The organism is Methanocaldococcus jannaschii DSM 2661, from assembly GCF_000091665.1.
Lineage (GTDB): Archaea > AGJL01 > Methanococci > Methanococcales > Methanocaldococcaceae > Methanocaldococcus > Methanocaldococcus jannaschii.
In genome coordinates this window covers 1,097,207-1,114,963 of record NC_000909.1, presented here as the reverse complement: position 1 = coordinate 1,114,963, position 17,757 = coordinate 1,097,207, and the positions used below count along the sequence as shown (strand labels likewise).

The 17,757-nt window shown below is 32.3% G+C and carries 22 protein-coding genes; 6 read left to right on the top strand and 16 right to left on the bottom strand.

Translation table 11 applies throughout. The features are described from left to right. Positions 1-56 precede the first annotated feature (56 nt). Positions 57-1,181, top strand: a complete 1,125-nt coding sequence (gene aroC / locus MJ_RS06280; protein ID WP_064496747.1) for a chorismate synthase — start codon at positions 57-59, stop codon at positions 1,179-1,181. 93 nt (positions 1,182-1,274) lie between these two features. Next, a complete protein-coding gene (gene pyrG, locus MJ_RS06275) occupies positions 1,275-2,888 on the top strand; it encodes a glutamine hydrolyzing CTP synthase (RefSeq protein ID WP_064496746.1) in 1,614 nt (537 codons plus the stop codon). Between the two features lie 9 nt (positions 2,889-2,897). Here the strand turns inward: pyrG and MJ_RS06270 are convergent, their stop codons facing one another. From MJ_RS06270 to MJ_RS06230, 9 genes are all read right to left on the bottom strand, one after another. Then, positions 2,898-3,182: a YafQ family addiction module toxin gene (locus tag MJ_RS06270; RefSeq protein ID WP_010870686.1), complete on the bottom strand. Its 285-nt coding sequence runs from the start codon at positions 3,180-3,182 to the stop codon at positions 2,898-2,900. Continuing rightward, positions 3,183-3,428: a DUF2683 family protein gene (locus MJ_RS06265; RefSeq protein WP_064496745.1), complete on the bottom strand. Its 246-nt coding sequence runs from the start codon at positions 3,426-3,428 to the stop codon at positions 3,183-3,185. Positions 3,429-3,575: 147 nt separating this feature from the next. Then, on the bottom strand, positions 3,576-4,397 hold the full coding sequence (fwdC, locus tag MJ_RS06260) for a tungsten-dependent formylmethanofuran dehydrogenase subunit FwdC (RefSeq protein WP_010870684.1): 822 nt from the start codon (positions 4,395-4,397) through the stop codon (positions 3,576-3,578). A gap of 25 nt (positions 4,398-4,422) precedes the next feature. Next, positions 4,423-4,683: a YbjQ family protein gene (locus MJ_RS06255; RefSeq protein ID WP_064496744.1), complete on the bottom strand. Its 261-nt coding sequence runs from the start codon at positions 4,681-4,683 to the stop codon at positions 4,423-4,425. Positions 4,684-4,724: 41 nt separating this feature from the next. After that, positions 4,725-6,428 (bottom strand): tungsten-dependent formylmethanofuran dehydrogenase subunit FwdA, encoded by a 1,704-nt coding sequence (fwdA, locus tag MJ_RS06250; RefSeq protein WP_010870682.1) that lies wholly within the window; start codon positions 6,426-6,428, stop codon positions 4,725-4,727. Between the two features lie 26 nt (positions 6,429-6,454). After that, positions 6,455-6,856, bottom strand: a complete 402-nt coding sequence (fwdD, locus tag MJ_RS06245; protein WP_010870681.1) for a tungsten-dependent formylmethanofuran dehydrogenase subunit FwdD — start codon at positions 6,854-6,856, stop codon at positions 6,455-6,457. A gap of 17 nt (positions 6,857-6,873) precedes the next feature. Beyond that, positions 6,874-7,122, bottom strand: a complete 249-nt coding sequence (locus MJ_RS06240; protein WP_010870680.1) for an ATP-binding protein — start codon at positions 7,120-7,122, stop codon at positions 6,874-6,876. Positions 7,123-7,169: 47 nt separating this feature from the next. Then, positions 7,170-8,237 (bottom strand): tungsten-dependent formylmethanofuran dehydrogenase subunit FwdF, encoded by a 1,068-nt coding sequence (gene fwdF, locus MJ_RS06235; protein ID WP_010870679.1) that lies wholly within the window; start codon positions 8,235-8,237, stop codon positions 7,170-7,172. A 2-nt stretch (positions 8,238-8,239) separates the two neighbouring features. Then, the gene (locus MJ_RS06230; protein ID WP_010870678.1) at positions 8,240-8,680 is read right to left on the bottom strand and encodes a 4Fe-4S binding protein; all 441 of its coding nucleotides are present in this window, start codon (positions 8,678-8,680) and stop codon (positions 8,240-8,242) included. 247 nt (positions 8,681-8,927) lie between these two features. Here MJ_RS06230 and MJ_RS06225 point away from each other — a divergent pair, with 247 nt between their 5' ends. Further along, positions 8,928-9,875 (top strand): transcriptional regulator, encoded by a 948-nt coding sequence (locus MJ_RS06225; protein WP_064496743.1) that lies wholly within the window; start codon positions 8,928-8,930, stop codon positions 9,873-9,875. A 126-nt stretch (positions 9,876-10,001) separates the two neighbouring features. On the opposite strand, the gene MJ_RS09505 is transcribed toward MJ_RS06225, so the two are convergent. Next, positions 10,002-10,154 carry an antitoxin gene (locus tag MJ_RS09505; RefSeq protein WP_449405446.1) on the bottom strand — a complete coding sequence of 51 codons (153 nt, stop codon included), beginning with the start codon at positions 10,152-10,154 and terminating at the stop codon, positions 10,002-10,004. Positions 10,155-10,216: 62 nt separating this feature from the next. After that, on the bottom strand, positions 10,217-10,870 hold the full coding sequence (locus tag MJ_RS06220; RefSeq protein WP_010870676.1) for a metal-dependent hydrolase: 654 nt from the start codon (positions 10,868-10,870) through the stop codon (positions 10,217-10,219). A gap of 154 nt (positions 10,871-11,024) precedes the next feature. Between MJ_RS06220 and MJ_RS06215 the strand changes: the two genes are divergently transcribed. Continuing rightward, positions 11,025-11,669, top strand: coding sequence for a metallophosphoesterase (locus MJ_RS06215; RefSeq protein WP_064496742.1), 645 nt, complete (start codon positions 11,025-11,027; stop codon positions 11,667-11,669). 110 nt (positions 11,670-11,779) lie between these two features. Continuing rightward, entirely contained in the window at positions 11,780-12,001 is a 222-nt protein-coding gene (locus MJ_RS06210) for a hypothetical protein (RefSeq protein WP_064496741.1), read from the top strand. Position 12,002: 1 nt separating this feature from the next. Here the strand turns inward: MJ_RS06210 and MJ_RS09870 are convergent, their stop codons facing one another. The 5 genes from MJ_RS09870 to MJ_RS06190 all read right to left on the bottom strand — a co-directional run bounded on the left by MJ_RS09870 (position 12,003) and on the right by MJ_RS06190 (position 17,242). Then, entirely contained in the window at positions 12,003-12,125 is a 123-nt protein-coding gene (locus tag MJ_RS09870; protein ID WP_280109645.1) for a hypothetical protein, read from the bottom strand. A gap of 209 nt (positions 12,126-12,334) precedes the next feature. Continuing rightward, complete coding sequence (locus MJ_RS06205; RefSeq protein WP_010870674.1) at positions 12,335-12,838, bottom strand: hypothetical protein; 504 nt, start codon at positions 12,836-12,838, stop codon at positions 12,335-12,337. A 154-nt stretch (positions 12,839-12,992) separates the two neighbouring features. Next, positions 12,993-14,297, bottom strand: a complete 1,305-nt coding sequence (gene gatA, locus MJ_RS06200; RefSeq protein WP_010870673.1) for an Asp-tRNA(Asn)/Glu-tRNA(Gln) amidotransferase subunit GatA — start codon at positions 14,295-14,297, stop codon at positions 12,993-12,995. A gap of 56 nt (positions 14,298-14,353) precedes the next feature. After that, positions 14,354-16,291, bottom strand: a complete 1,938-nt coding sequence (gene rpa, locus MJ_RS06195; RefSeq protein WP_010870672.1) for a single-strand DNA-binding protein Rpa — start codon at positions 16,289-16,291, stop codon at positions 14,354-14,356. Between the two features lie 36 nt (positions 16,292-16,327). Continuing rightward, the gene (locus tag MJ_RS06190; RefSeq protein WP_064496740.1) at positions 16,328-17,242 is read right to left on the bottom strand and encodes a TIGR00269 family protein; all 915 of its coding nucleotides are present in this window, start codon (positions 17,240-17,242) and stop codon (positions 16,328-16,330) included. 123 nt (positions 17,243-17,365) lie between these two features. Here MJ_RS06190 and MJ_RS06185 point away from each other — a divergent pair, with 123 nt between their 5' ends. Beyond that, positions 17,366-17,725, top strand: coding sequence for a hypothetical protein (locus MJ_RS06185; RefSeq protein ID WP_064496739.1), 360 nt, complete (start codon positions 17,366-17,368; stop codon positions 17,723-17,725). The last annotated feature ends 32 nt before the right edge of the window (positions 17,726-17,757 follow it).

The following is a 17,757-nucleotide window of genomic DNA, read 5'->3' as shown; positions in this document are numbered from 1 at the left end:
TTTTAATTTTTATTTTAAATGTAAAACTAAGCAATTAAAAATTTTTGGTGACATTAATGAACACCTATGGGGATATGTTTAGAGTTACAGTTTTTGGAGAAAGTCATGGAAAGGCTGTTGGAGCAGTTGTTGATGGATGTCCAGCTAATCTGCCTTTATCTGAAGAGGATATCCAAAAAGAGCTTGACAGGAGAAGACCAGGGCAGAGCATCTTCTCAACACCAAGAAAAGAAGAGGATAAAGTTGAAATCTTATCAGGAATTTTTGAGGGGAAAACTACTGGAGCTCCTATTTGCTCAATAGTCTATAACAAAAACATGAGACCTAAAGATTACTCAAAAATTAAAGATACACCAAGACCTGGACATGCAGATTTAACCTATAGATTGAAGTATAAAAACTATGATTATAGGGGAGGAGGAAGGGCAAGTGGTAGAGTAACGATAGGGCATGTTATTGGAGGAGCTATTGCTAAAAAGCTTCTATCTTACACATACAACATAAAAATTATTGGTTATACCATAAAGATTGGAAAGATTGAAGGAGATTTCAGCTACTATAAAAATCCAGAGGTTTTTGAAAATGAAAAATCCTTAGAGAGATTAATAGAGATTATTGAAAGTAATCCATTGAGATGTCCATCAATGAATGAGAAAGAGATGGAGGAGTATGTTTTAAAGGCAATGGAAAATAAAGATAGTGTTGGAGGAGTTGTTGAAATTGTTGCATTAAATGTTCCTGTTGGAGTTGGAAATCCAATATTCAATAAGTTAAATGGAGAATTGGCAAGAGCTTTAATGAGTATAAATGCTGTTAAAGGAGTTGAGATAGGGGCTGGTTTTAAAGCGGCTGAGATGTATGGAAGTGAGATGAACGATGAGATGTATTTTGATGACGACAAAAATATAAGATTCAAAACAAACAACTGCGGTGGCATATTGGGAGGAATTAGCTGTGGAACTCCAATAGTTTTAAGAATTGCAGTAAAGCCAACACCTTCAATAGGTAAAAAGCAAAAAACCATAAATTTAAAAACCTTAGAAAATGTTGAAATTGAAATTGAAGGAAGACACGACCCAGTTATAGTTCCAAGGATTGTTCCAGTGGCTGAAGCAATGGTTGCTATAACCTTAGCTGATTTGATGATTAAGGGAGGATTTATTCATCCGTGTAGCTTATAAAATTTTTATATTTTTTATTTTATTATCTATATTATTATTATTTTGTTTTTATTTATCTTAATTTGGTTTATTTAAAAGAAATGGGTGAAAATAATGAAGTTTATATTTATCACTGGAGGAGTTATATCATCATTAGGTAAAGGAATTACAGCAGCTTCGTTAGGGAGATTATTGAAAGCAAGAGGATTCAAAGTTAATATGATTAAGATAGACCCTTATCTGCAGATAGATGCAGGAACAATGTCTCCTTATGAGCATGGAGAGGTTTTTGTTACAGAGGATGGTGGAGAGTCAGATTTAGATTTGGGGCATTATGAGAGGTTTATTGATGAGAATTTAACCAAAAACAACAACATAACAACAGGAAAGATATATTGGAGTGTCTTAACAAAGGAGAGGAAGGGAGAGTATTTAGGAAAGACAGTTCAAGTTATCCCTCACATAACAAATGAGATAAAGGATTGGATTAAAAACCTTGGAGAGGGGTATGATATAACTATCGTTGAAATTGGAGGAACTGTTGGAGATATTGAAAGCTTACCTTTCTTAGAAGCTATAAGGCAGTTTAAAAAGGATGTGGGTAAAGAAAACGTTTTATACATCCATGTTTCTCTTTTACCTTATATAAGAGCTGCCGGAGAGTTGAAGACAAAACCTACTCAACATAGTGTTAAAGAGCTAAGAAGCATCGGAATTCAACCAGATATATTAATTTGTAGAACGGAAATGCCAATAAGTGATAAAATTAGGGAGAAATTAGCCCTATTCTGTGATGTTGATAAAGAGGCGGTTATTGAGGCAAGAGATGCAAGAACAATATATGAAGTCCCTCTTAATTTAGAAAAAGAAGGTTTAGGGAAATTAGTTACCAAAAAGTTAAATCTTCCAGATAGAGAACCAGATTTAGACGAATGGAGAAAGTTTGTTGATAGGGTTATAAACCCATTAAATGAAGTAACTATTGGTATAGTTGGGAAGTATGTTGAGCTAAAAGATGCTTATTTAAGTATTACAGAGGCATTAATCCATGCTGGAGCTAAAAATGACACTAAAGTTAATATAAACTGGATACATTCTGAAAGATTAGAAAGTGAAGAATTTGAAGAATTATTAGATAGGTATAGAGAAGATAATCAATTAGATGGTATCTTAGTTCCAGGAGGATTTGGAGATAGAGGAGTTGAAGGTAAAATAAACGCTATAAAATATGCAAGAGAAAACGACATTCCTTTCTTAGGTATATGCATGGGAATGCAGTGTGCAGTTATAGAGTTTGCAAGGAACGTTTGTGGCTTAGAGGGAGCGAATTCAACAGAGTTTGATGAAAACACTAAGTATCCAGTTGTTGATTTACTGCCAGAGCAGAAGGAGATTGATGCAAAAGGAGGAACTATGAGATTAGGAGCTTATCCAGCGATATTGATGGAGGGAACTTTAGCTTATAAGTTGTATGGAAGAAAGGAAGTTTATGAGAGACATAGACATAGGTATGAGGTTAATCCGGAATATCATGAGATATTAGAAAATCATGGCTTAACAATTTCTGGAAAATCTCCAGATGGAAGATTGGCAGAGTTTATAGAAATCAGCAAAAATAGATACTTCATAGCAACACAGGCACATCCAGAGTTTAAATCAAGACCTAACAAACCACATCCATTGTTTGATGGGTTAGTAAGGGCTTCTTTGGGAGAGAAGATTAAATAAACTTAAGAGTTAATCTTTAAATAGCTTTTTCTTTTTATAAATGTTGTCATGATGGTCAAAATCAACGAAAATAACTGTTTTATTATTCTCATCAACGGTGAAAACAAGAACAAAGCTTTTATCGATATGAACTCTTTTAAAATCATTTAAAGGATGTCTTAGGTTTTTATAATGGTGTGGATTTTGAGTAATCTCTTCCATTTTCTTTAATATTGCTTTTAATTTCTTTTTGTCTCTCTTTGAAAGTTTTTGAAGTATTTTATCCAATGAAGGCATTATTTCGATTTCATACATTTATTCACCTAAATATCTCTTTTTTAGATTTTCAATAGAGCCAATGTATATAGGTTTTTCATTTTTCATAATGTTTCTAATTTTTTCAATATATTCTGGTTTTAGTTCGTCCTCTAACAGAAATTCTGCATATTCTTCTATTATTTTGTTTATAGCCTGGCTTTTATCTCTTAAATTGTATTTTGCTTTGACTATATTTATTATTCTGTTATTTTCATCAGTAATATCAACTATTGCTTTAACCATTAAAATCACCTTATTAATGTGGCATTAATGTGATATTAATATTATACAAATATTTGTATAAATAGTTTTATGCTTCGATAATAAAAAAGAATTTCTATTGAGATTTTATGAAACTTTGTAGAAAAATAAGAAATATGTTTTTCAAAATTAAATTAAATCTGGATTGCTATCAACTGAAATATATAACTGCCCTTTTGGTTTATTATAGACATAATCTCCACTAAACTTATAGAAGGTTCCTGCTATTGGTGTTCCAGCGTCTTTTTTACTTAATTTTATAACTGGATTCTCCACAATACCCTCAAACTTGAATGAAGGTAAAATCTCTTCAACCTTTCCATAGACAACTATAGCTCCTGCCTTCATCTCTCCTCCAACTCTCACATCAACATCTCCATCAATAATAATTATTCCTCCATTTTGATGAATTCCAGCCATTATTCCAACATTTCCTTTTATATGTATGAGACCTTTACTCATAAACTCTCCAATCTCATTTCCAGCGTTTCCTTCAACAATAATTGTTCCTCCACTCATACCTCTCCAGTCTCCCCTATACGCAGAACCAACGTAATCTCCTGCATTTCCTTTGATTAAAAGCTCTCCTCCTTTCATATTCTGTCCAGCCCAGCTCTCAGCATTTCCATTAACAACTATCTTTCCTCCCTTCATCTCTGCCCCAACATACATTCCAGCATCTCCTTCAACAACAATCTCTCCCTTTGTCATCTTTGAACCAATGTATTTTAATTTTGGACTTGAGTTTTTAATTACAATTCTTGGTTCTCCTTCAATATCATTTAATTCAACATCAAAGATGTCAGCAACTTTAATTCTTTTTCTTCCTTGGACTAACTCAATGTTTTTTATTTCCTCTAAGCTCATGTTCTCAATAACTTCTGGCAATACTTTATCCATCTCTACTGGAACAATAATTTCCTTTTGTAATGTTAGAATTAACTCCTTCATACCATCACCGGCTTATTATTTTTTATCAGTCAATTTTCTCAACTATAACAGCCGTTCCATATGCATAGTAGGTTAATTCTGGAACTGCATAGTTTTCATCAGATATGATTTCAGTTGTTAATTCATTAGAGATTCTTATTCCAATAACTGCATTAGCTCCCATATCTTCAGCTACATCTATTAAATCTTCTAAGGCATCGTCTGGGTCATCACCATAGCCGATTACAACACCCAAATATTTTACAATTTTAAAACCTTCTAAGTTGTCAGTTGTGGAAGTTATCATCAAAATCACTTAAAAATTAAATTTTAGAAAGAAAAGGATATTTAGTTTATATCAGTTGCATCTATCTTTATAACTCTCCAGCTGTTTGCATATTCATCTGAAACTGGGTAGTTCTCTAAGTTAACTGAGTAGTATCTTCTAAACTTCTCCCCAACATCTTTAAGGACTTCATTCATTAAGTCCTCTCCCACCTGCACATCTACATAGATTGTGTCTCCAAAGACTTCTTTAACAACGTTTCCATCCTTAACAACTACTTCTCCTCCCTTCAATACATACTTAGCATATCTAAATGCCTTTTCAATCTTCTTACCATCTTTCTCTTCTGGGTCTATTGCATATATTGCTATGTCAGCCTCAGCTCCAACTCCTAAGTGTCCTTTTGTCTCACTCAATCCTAAAACCTTAGCTTGGTTAGCTCTTGTTATTTTTGCTATTTCATATAAGTCGTATTCTTTATCAGCATCCGCTACATGGCTTCTTTGCTGTGCCCACTTATGAACTTTGTTGTATAACCATTCATCCCTATACTTCTTACTCATTAACCATGCAATAACTCTTGGATATCTTGTGAAAGGCCCTGCGTTTGGATGGTCGGTTGTTAATAATACCTTATCTGTGTTTGTATTTAGGAAGAGTTCTAAACCAATTGCCCATTGGACAGCATAAACTGGACCTTTTGGGCTGTAAATGAAAGGAACTACTCCAGAACCTGTCTCAAGCTCAACATCACAGTTTGCCCACTTCAATCCATTAGTCATGTGTAAATCATACTCCATTGGTCCATCTGCAGTCATTGTTGTTGTTTCATCTAAGGTAACTTGTCCAACATCAATAACAACGTGTTTTGATTTATTTACATATTCAGCTATCTCTATTGCCTTACTTTCAAAGTCCTTCCATGAAGTCCCTCCATAGGAGTGAAATTGGCAATGTGTGTTGTAGTATGATGTTTCCCTCTCTCCAACTCTTGGTTTTGCCTCAACGCCTTCAACACACTTCATTGTCTCTAATGTTGTCTCCCAGTTTCCTGGATGTCCTAAGTTGTTTGGATGGACGTGGATTGAGTGAGGCAAACCAAGTAACTCATTAACCTCTGCTAAACCTCTAACAATCTCTCTTGGTGTTATATCAAAGTATGGAACTGGGTCATCTAAGCTATGAACGTTTTTACCCCAACCCCAAGCTTCTGTTCCTCCTGGATTAACTATCTTTATAGCAAATCCTTTAACAGCCTTTAACAGCCATGCAACAAAAGCAGCACATGCCTTAATGTCTCCTTCTTTTAAATACTCTAAGACCATCCAGTTGTTTCCAAACAATGGCATTGCTGCCTTGTCTATTTGTGGAGTCTCCATAAATTCCTCATGTGTGTGTCTTGCAATCAATGGGGGCATTGCTGCCTCAATGACAGTTGTATAACCCATTTCTGAATATTGATAACCTGTTTTATAGGTTGATGGAACTGAAAATCCTGTTCCAGTTCTTAATCCTTTTTTAGCATAGATTTCTCTTTTACTATCTTCTGGTCTGAATATTCTTCCGACGTTAACCTTTGCCCCTGCAACGTGGCTGTGTGAATCGATTCCACCAGGCATTACTACGCATCCAGATGCATCAATAACTTTTGCATTATCAGAGACGCTCTCAACTATCTTTCCATCTTTAACACATATATCCATTTTTTCTCCATTAATCCCATTTAATGGGTCATAAACAATTCCATTTTTTATGATATATTCCATCTTATCACCATTTATTAATATTTGGTTTATTCAACAGCTTCAATGTATTTTTTTCTCATTAAAGACCTCATATCTAAAAATTCTTCGTCTGTCTTCTCAACTTCAACGTAAAAGCCAGGATATCCTTTAAATGTCGGCATTCCAGTGCTGTGTGTGTCTGGTTTAACAACACAGTTTGCCCAAGGTCCCATTGGGATGTAAATCATTCCTTCTGGCATTCTTTCAGTTGCTTTTTTTACATAAACTACAACTTCTCCATATTCTGACTTAACTTTAACTTTATCTCCTTCTTTAACTCCTAATTTCTCCATATCTTCTTCGTTGATATAAACTACTCCAGCAGCTTTAACATACAAATCAAGGTTTTTTCCAGCCTCCATTGCCTCCCCTTGCCAAATAGTTCTGCCTGTGTTTAAGAAAAACTTCATTATCTCACCAATTTAGCTTATTTTCTTTTAAAAACTAACTCTATAGCATTAACTGGGCATGCTTCTATGCAAGCTCCACATCCACCACATAAATCTTGATTGACTACAGTAACAACTCCATTCTCAACTCTAATAACTACATCATCACTGTAAGGTCCTTTTCCTCCCCAAGTTTCTGGATGTTTAGCATTAACTGGGCATGAGACAACACAGTTTCCACATCCGTGGCATCTTTCTGGATAAACTACCAACTCATAAGCTTTCATTTCCTCACCTTTTAATGATTTTTAATATTCTTTAAGGTATTTTCAATTTAACCCATTAACTTTTTAAACGCTTCTTTCCATGCAATTGCCTTTGGTTCTCTTTCAAAGTTAATTTCTGTTCTCTTAACTTTTATAGCATTAACTGGACATGCTTTAGCACAAGCTCCACACAACACACAGAGGTTTTGATTTACAATGATTCTTGGAACTTTTTCTGCCTTGTCTTTTGGTTTTGGGAATTCTAATGCACTACATGGACATATGGAAATACAGGCTCCACAAGCGTTACATGCATTTACATCGATTATTAACTCTCCTTTGAATGGCTTCTCAACTTCAATAGCTTCAGCTGGACAGATAAAGGCACACCATCCACAGGTTACACATGCATCTTTATCAATAACTGTTTTTCCTGTAATATCCTCATACAACTTAGCTTGTGGAATTCTCTTCATCATTGGACACTTGTAACAGATAACCTCAATAGCATCATGCGGACAGACGAATTCACAAACCTTACAGAAGACACACTTATCCTTATCAACTTCAATATCAGTTATTGGTTTTGGGTTTGATGGAGTTGGGTAGTTGTATTTTAAATTAATAGCATCAGCTGGACAGTATTCAGCACAGATTCCACATAGAACACATTTCTCTTTGTTTATGTTTATCTCTCCGATAACAAACTTCTCCCTCTCTGCCAATTCTCTTTCAACAACTATAGCCCCTTGAGGACAAACCATTTCACACTGCTCACATAAAACACACTTGTCTTGATAAACTTTAATATCTCTCTTAATTTTTGGATATCTCTCATCTTCTTTTATTGATTTACCATTGATTTTCAAATCCAATGCATCAAATGGACATGCTGAAGCACACATTCCACATAAAACACAGACATCTTTATCAATATCCAATTTTGGAGCTATTATGTCTCCTTTAGCAATAGCTCCTAAAGGACCCATAGCAATGGCATTAACTGGGCAGATATCTGCACAGATACCACATCCAACACATAGTTCATCGTTCCAACAGAGTTCTCTTTTTTCTACTTCACCATCTCTATATATGGTAAATCCATTTTCATAGACCTCTTTTATTTGCTCAATCATGGTTATTCCTCCTTAATGAATTTTAATGAGTTTGTTGGACATCTAAATATGCAAGATGCACATAGATGGCAGGTATCTTCGTCTATACCAACAGTGAAGTTATCAAGTGTGAGTGCTGCACACCCTAAACAGGAACCGCAAGCTATGCAGGAATTTTCATCCCAGAAAAGTTTTATACCATATAATTCTTTAATTAAGTTCTTTGCAAGCTCTTTATTATCAGTTAAAGAATGAATAAACTTTGCTCCATATTGTGGTGGCATTTCTTCAATAATTTTTGCAACATTTAAGATTTTTTCCTTTGGATACCTCCCAGAGAGATAATGAGAAACGATTGACCTATCGCTCTTAATAATTTTTGCTATTTCCTTCTGCAAAAGCCCTTTTCTTCTTAATTTCATTGCCACTATTGCCTTTATTCCGGAGAGAATATGCTCTGGCATCGTCTCACATGGACATTATGTTAGTTGATGATTTTCATTTATAAATACTATGTATGAAGTTTAAGTAGAAACTTTTTTATATAGGTGTGTGTCTTGCTCACATATTTATAAATAGTTCAACATATATGAATAAAAGTTCTATTTTTGGTAGAAAAGCTTTATATTGGTAAAGCTAATAATATAAAAATACAACCATAAAAAATAAATATTATAATGATTTAGATTAGAAGAATTTACGGTGATGATTATGAGAGAGATTCTAATATCCGAATGTATAGAATTATTAAGATCACATAAATTCATCGTCTCAAAACCACTGGGAAGAAGTTGCTTTGATATGGTAGCAAGTAAAGAGGATATTAGATTAATTTTAAAAATTTTAAAGAATATAGACAGTTTAAGTAGAGATCAATCAAAAGAATTAAAGAAGATTAGCAAAATACTGCATGGGACTCCTTTAATAATAGGCATTAGAACAAGAAACGCCCCTATGGAGCATGGAGTTGTTTATGACAGATATAATATAAAAGCAGTGACTTTTGAAACGTTCAGAGATTATTTAGAAGGAAGCCCACCAATGGTTTATGCAAATAGAGGAGGATTTTTTGTAAAGATAGATGGGAAGGTGTTGAAAGAAGTTAGAGAGGCTATGGGTATCTCAGTAGGAAAGTTGGCAGAAGTTGCTGGTGTTTCAAGAAAGGCAATCTATAAATATGAAACTCAGATGGCAAATCCTTCAGTAGATGTGGCTTTAAAAATTGAGGAGTTCTTAGATGTGCCGTTAGTTAAAGGTATTGATTTATTTGAGCCTGTTGATGATGAGGATGTTGAAAATAAATTAGAAAATTTAGAAGATTTTAAGAAAGAGGCGATAAATTTTCTAAACGAATTAGGATTTAAATCATTTGTTGTTGAAAAGGCTCCATTTGATGCAGTAGCTGAGAAGGATATGGATAACAATCTAAATATTCTATTAACAAATATTGAAGAAAAAGATAATGAAGAAGTAAAGAGAAAGGCGTTATTCGTGAGAGAATTGTCAAGGTTATTAGATGGATATTCACTATTAATATTGGAAGAAAAAGAGAAAGAGTATAAAAACTTGCCAGTTGTTAGTATTGAAGAGTTAAAAAAGATGGATGATGCCCTTGAGTTGATTGAGCATATAAAATCCATGTTAAGAGATATAAGATAAATTTAAAAAATTGATGATTTAAAAAGTAAATTACGGAAATTTTTTGTACATTTGTTTTCTATGTAAAACTCTATAAAACACGATTTTTTCATTTTCATATTTAAAACCAATTCTATAATCTTCAATTTATATGCTGTCTCTAAATAAACCCCTCATCTCTTCCATTGCCTTTAAAAGCCCATAATCTAATAACAACTCTTCAATCTTTTTAAATGTCTTATAACCCAAAATAACTCCTTTAATATTTCCCTTTTCATCGGTAATGTAGGATTGGACAATAATTCATAATAACCACTAATATTACGTTTTAATAGTAAAAAAGTTAAAAAAGATAACGGGATTTATAATTCCAATGGTTCTCCAATCTTTGGAACTATGACCTCAACTCCTAAAGCCTCTGCTTTTTTCACAAACTCATTTACATCCACTTCAATTAACGGGAATGTATTATAATGCATTGGAATAACAATCTCTGGATATATTAGCTCAATAGCCACTAATGCCTCATCAATTCCCATTGTGTATCTTCCACCAATTGGCAATAAAGCTATTTGTGGAGCGTAAATCTCTCCAATTAACTCCATATCTCCAAATAAGCCAGTATCTCCTGCATGATATACTCTATCATTTATAATAAATCCAGCAGCAACTCCCCCACTTATTGTTGGAGAGATATCTGATGAGTGCTCAGCTTTAACCATTGTTAATTTTGCTCCATTTATCTCTATAGTCCCCCCAATGTTCATTCCTTCTGCACAAACTCCTCTTTCTGATAAATAGACACTAATCTCATGGTTCGTTACTACTGGAACATTGTAGGTTTTAGCTAACTCTTCAGCATTTCCTAAGTGGTCTGCATGGCCATGAGTTACTGCTATTACCTCAACTCCTTCCATTATTTCATCATAAGGCAAATCACATAAAGGATTTGGAACAAATGGGTCTATTAACACATTATCTACTTTAAAGCATGCATGACCATACCATGTTATCATCCTCTCACCTCCACATAATAATTTTAATGTTAAGCTATTTAATTTTTATTATGTGGGGAAATTTTCTCAATCTGATAAAAGTGGTTTATGGATGTTTAAAAATTAAACTAAAAATTTCAAAAGCTTAAAAAAATAAAATAAAATGGTGAAATATATGAAAATAGTGGGAATTACTGATTTACATGGAAAATTACCTCCAGCAGTTAGAGAATTTAAAGATTTTGCTGATGTTTTAGTTGTTTGTGGGGATATAACACACTTTGGTAAAGGAATTGAGGTTATAGAGAAATTGGCTGAGTTATCAGATTATATGGAAGTTCTATGCGTTCCAGGAAATTGTGATACTAAAGAAGTTATTGATGAGTTGAATAGCTTTAAATTAAATATAGATAGAAAAGTGAAAAAAATAGAGAATATAAATTTTGTTGGAATAGGAGGGAGTAATAAGACCCCTTTTAACACTCCAAATGAATACACCGAAGAAGAAATATACAATAAGCTCATAAATGTGGTTAAAAACTTAAAAAATATATTTTTAGTTAGCCATGCCCCTCCATATAACACAATGGCTGATATTGTTGATTTAGACAAAGATATCCACGTTGGAAGTAAAAGCATTAGAAAGATAATTGAAGATTTTAATGAAAATATAAGATTCTGTGCCTGTGGGCATATACATGAAAGTAGGTGTATAGATAAAATTGGAAATACAATAGTTGTGAATCCATCTCCAAAGAGTTATTTTGTCTATGACACTAAAAAGAATATGGTTGTTTTAGATGATTTTAATGGATTTTAAAATTTTTGAGGTAAATACATTTCCATTTTTTAATTGCAAAACTTTTTATACTTATTAAAGAATTTAAAATAAAAAACACAAGGTCACTACTTTAAAAAGTTGTGATAGTTATGGATGAGAGGAAACAATTATTGTTTAATGCAATATTTGACATATATAAAATCTTTCTTGGTGCTGGATTGATATTGTTAGTTGCAGTTATTGTTAAAGTTGCCTTCTCCGAAGGTAGTTTTAATACTGGTTTAACACTATGTTTAATTGACATCATAGCAATGTTTTATCTAAGTTGGCTATTTGGGAGTATCTTGTATGACATTTACAAAGAATTATAAGTTAATCCTTTTGATGGATTAGCTTTCTTCCAAATTTCCAATACCATATAGCCAATAATGTTGAGAATACAACCATAAAGCCAATTACTAATAACACTAATATAGCAAAGGCGTCAAATTTCATGACCATCAACTCCTTATTTTTAATCTAATTAGACCCAAAATATTAACTCTTTTTGTAAGAATATAAAATTATCATATAATGATTTTTTTATAAAACTTATCATAAAAAGGTTTTCCTTTAGACTTATAAGGTTATAGAGTTATTTTGTTTATGATACAAAAAAGAATATGGTTGTTTTAGAAGATTTCGCTGGATTTTAAAATAAAAAATTAAGTTTTTGATTTTCTATATATGATATAGGTAAAGAAAGCAGTTATGGCTAAATAAACGCTTAATGGAATTGGGGCTTTTGTTGATGATGAGGATGTTGTAGTTGTATTTGAGGTTGTATTTGAAGGTGGTGGGAAATCGTAATGAATGACGTCAACAATACATGCGATATCTCCACTTTGTTGATAAGAACCCCAATTTAATTCCCCAGAAACATTAAAAATAAAGTGATTATTACTCTGATGTACTTTATACACCATACCTGGATAATTTGGATTGTAATGTATATCTATAGTAAATCCGTTTATAACTTGATAGTCACTAAAAGCTTCATCTTTTGGGAATATTTTTTGATAAAGTATCTCCCCACTACTAATATTCTTTACAGTTATTTCTATGGCATTATAGTCCTCTGCAAAAACATTTTGACACAAAAACATGGCTGACAAAATTAATACTAAGTATATTAACAGTTTATTAATACTACGTATATTATCTCTCATATTTTCACCAGTAGATATACAATATCATGAAAATAAAATTTATTTAATTAATTGCTCATTTAAAAATGTTTTCATTTGAATTTAGAACTTAATTTAATATATTAAAATAATAAAAATTCATCAAAAAATTAAAAATAGTATTAATATGGAAATATTACTCCATTGCCTTCTCAAATGCAATCATTGCACTTAGAACTTTTTCATCTTCAAATGGCTTTCCTTGGATTTGCAAACCAACAGGAATTCCATTTATATCCCCACATGGAACAACTCCAGCACACAAACCGCAGATATTAGCTGGGACTGTTAAAACATCATAACTATACATCTCCATTGGTGTTAATTTTTCACCTAATTTGTGTGGTAACTTAGGAACTGTTGCTCCCACTATAATATCAACATCCTTCATAATCTTAATCATCTCATTTCTCATTAAATTCCTTGCCTTTAAAGCGTTTTTGTAGTATTTACCACTATACTCTTTCTGACTAATCATTGAACCAATCATAATTCTTCTTAAAACTTCCTCTCCACAAACTTCCTCTATTTTATATCCATATCTTCTTCCATCGTATCTTCTTGTGGATGAGAAGAACTCAACGTAGTTGATTAAATAGTAAGTTGGCAATGCTAAATCAACATATTTATAGCTTAATTCAACAATCTCACAACCTAAATCTTTAAAGACTTCAATGGCTTTTTCTACCTTATCCCTTATCTTCTCATCGGCAACATCCATAAACTCCTTAACAACTCCAACCTTAAAGCCTTTAATATCTTTCTTTTCAAAAGGTTTTGTCTCTACCGTTGTTGTGTCCCTTAAATCTTTACCTTTAATGATATTTGTTAATAATAATGCATCTTCAGCTGTTTTTGTTAAAGGTCCTATTTGGTCAAAACTCATTGCCAAATCACAGAGGCCATATCTGCTAACAACTCCATAACTTGGCTTAAATCCAACAACTCCGCAATGTGAAGCAGGGTTCCTAATACTTCCCCCTGTGTCACTACCTAAAGCCATATCACATAAATCTGCAGATACTGCAGCAGCACTTCCTGAAGAACTTCCTCCAGGAATTCTATCTTTAGCCCTTGGGTTTTTTGTTGGTCCAAAATAAGAGGTTTCTCCACTACTACCACATGCAAACTCATCCATATTTGCTATTCCTATTATCAATCCACCATTTTCTTTAATCTTCTCTATAACAGTGGCATCGTAAGGGGCTATGTAGTTTTCTAAAGTCTTTGATGCACATGAGATTGTATAGCCCTCAACGTTTATGTTTGCTTTAACTACAATAATCTTTCCATATAATGGCTTTTTCTTAGCTTTTTCATCTTTTTCTAATTTTTTTGCCTCTTCTAAAACTTTTTCTGGTTTTACCTCAATTAGAGCATTAATATCCTTGTTGATTTTTTCTATTCTGTCCAAATACTCTTCAACTCTCTCAACAATCATCTCATCACCGTAAATTTTTTTGGTTATAATATTGACTTATATTTATTTATTTTTTGTTATTCCATTTCCTCCAATATTCTTATTTCTTTCTCAACATCTACATCATTAACTCTTCTAACAACCATAATTAATTCATCATTCTCTACTCTAACATTTCCATACAAAACAAACTCTTCCCCTAATATTTCATCTTCCACCATTTCTATAGTTAGGTTCTTTAACTCCTCCCTATTCATTTTTAACATCTTCTCAACTCTTCTATCATAAGCCCTACATAATAAAGTTCCAGTCCCATCATCTACAACAAAATTCAATCTTAAAATCTCTTCTGGCTCAACATCTCCACAAATAGGGCAGTTATAAATTCCATCAATCTCTACAACCCTCTTTCTACAATTTGGGCATAAATAAAGAAAGAGAGTGTCACTCAATATCTTAACTACAGCCCCTCTAACTTCAACAGTTTCTCCGTCTTCAATATCTGCTATAAACTTTCTATTGGTTTTTATTTCAACCCCTTCTGGATTTATAATTATTCTTCCATATTTTCCAATAACCAAATCTATATAATCTCCCCTCTCCTTAGCATAGGCATGTAAAATTTCTACAATATCTCCTTCTTTAATCTCTATTTCAGCCAAATCATCCCATAAACTCAACCTTATTCTTCCAGTTCCATCTTCTAACAATAAATTTCTTACTTTTCTAACCTTATCTTCAAATTCAATTTCATTAACTCCATAATCCTCAACAACTTGAGCTATTAAATTTATATCGTTCCAGTCAACATCTCTATTATAAATATCTTCAATTTTGCAATATTTTAGCTCATACTCTGGAGCTTCAATGTTTTCATCTTTAATAACTTCTGTTTCTAATGTGGCAACTAAATCAGTTCTTTTATTTCCTTCTCTATCATAAAACGTCTTAACTCTACAGTTTGTTATTCTAACTAAGTCCCCTTCTTTTATATTTTCCAATAAAGCAGTTTTTCCTCTCCAAAATGAAACTCTAACTCTACCAGTGCCGTTATCTAATATAATATCTTGAACCTTTGCTATCTCTCCATCCAAATCTACGCTTTTTTTATTACTTATGGCTATAACTCTACCTTTAACACTCACCAGTTCTCCATCTTCATATTTTGTTAAATCCTCAATATTTACTTCTTCACTCTCTATTTTTTCTCCTTTTTTTAATATCTCTACATAATTTGCGGTGCATTCTAAACCCCCATAATAACCTTCCCTTATATAGCCCCTAACTCTAACGTAATCTCCTCTACCAACATCGATATCTGTTAGATTATCCCATAAGGTAACTCTTATACTTCCTGTCTCATCTCTAACAATAAATGATTTTAATTTTCCAATACTACCATCAGCTCTTTTAAATTCTTTGATTGGAAGAGCTGAGATAACTTCTCCTTCAAATGTTGCTGTCATTCCAGGACTTAGCTCACCAATATTGTAGGTATCTTTAATCTCTGGAAGTTCTCCTTCATAGTTTTCTAATTTTTTAATCTTAGTTTCAGATGTTGAACTCAACTCTAAATTATTTCTCCATTTTCTTGCTCTTGCTCTTTCAATTTTAATAACATCTCCAACTTTTACATCTAATTCAGCCAAATCGTCCCATAAAGTCATTCTTATAGTTCCTGACTTATCCGCTATTGTAATTCTTTTGTATTTCCCTAAACTCCCATCTCTCCTTTTGAATGTTTTTATTTCAGAGATATCAGTTATAACTCCAGTTATCTCAACGCCTATCTGTCCCTCTTCAATATCACTAATTAAAAATTCTTCATCATTTTTTTCTTCTCCATAAACTCCATGTTCTTTTGCAATCATCATTAATGCAGCATCTTTCAATATTATTCCTCCGTTTTCTTCAATTTTTTTATCAATCATCCTATCTAATTCCTCCTCACTAATATTCAATGCTTCAGCAACCTTTTTTTTGAGTTGTTTAAATCTTTCATAATCTCCTATCATAAATCATCACCATAAAAAATTATTTTGAATAGAATTCTATTTAATTTCCTTCAATTTTATGAGCCATGAACATACCTTGCAAATATTTCCACTACATGGAAAACCACATATCTCACATCTCCTGATTTCTTCTTTAACATTTAAATATTTTAAAAGTTTCTCATAACCTCTCAATATACTAAACTTAACTCCCGGCTTTTCTTCTTCCAAAATCTCAATTACTTTTTTCATTCTATGTCTATAAGATAGAGACGAGTATGGACATGGCTCTCTCTGATACTTTATATTATTTATTTCAGCATATAACTTAACTTCCTCTTCAGGAATTAACTTTAGTGGTTTGATTCTCTTAACAAACCCTCCTCCTTCAAATTCTTTACCAAACTGAATAATATTTTTTATATTTCCCTCAACATAGTTCATTAAAATTGTCTGGCAGAAATCATCCAAATTATGCCCTATAGCCAAATAATCACAGCCTTCTTTTAAAGCATGTTTATTTAATAAATATCTTCTAACTACTCCACAAAAGGAACATGGTTTCCCTATATTTAATTTGCTTAAATAATCATTTTTTACAATTTCATCTAAGGTATAACCAATCTCATCCTCAAATTTTATAATCTTTAAATCTAAATTATATTCTTTACAAAATTCTTTAACGTATTTTTCTGCTATGTTCCTAAAACCTTTTATTCCTTCATCCACAAAAAAACAAATTAACTTAGCGTTTGGAATATGTTTAAAAAGCTCCTTTAAAATATATGCCATAACTAAGCTATCTTTTCCTCCACTAATTCCAATGCCTATTTTTACATTGTTTCTTATAATATCTTTCCCTAAAACCTTTTTAGCTCTCCTTTCAATATCTTTTTTAAAACATTCTTTACATAGATGCCTATTTGAGTACTTTTGATAATAAAATGCTTCGTTTCCACAGCTACATAGCATAATTTCCCTCAAATTAAATATATGATTATATAAATGGCAAATTAAAAAATAATATATAATATAACATAACATAAATTTTTTAATGTATAAGTTATGTGGGGAATCCAACATTTTGGTGATTTTATGGAAAAATGGGAGTTAAAAAAATTAGCAGTATGTTTTAATTGTAAAAAGGAGGCAGACCAGATAATTGAGATTTACACAAATCAGGCATTTGTTAAATGTAGCAACTGTGGAGCTACAAGATATTACATATTAAGAAGGGTGGGGATTGAAGATGAAAGTATAATTGAAGATGAAAAAAATAAGAAGCATAAGTATGAACCATGGTTCTTAGAGAAAACTGCTGTGTGCTTTAACTGTAAAAAAGAGGCTACACAAGATATTGCAATAACTGAGACGAAAATGATTGTTAGATGTAGAAATTGCGGATTTACAAGGGTTTATCAGTTCCATATATTAGATATTCCAGAAAATAAATGATTGTGTATAATTATTTCACAAATATGAACAAA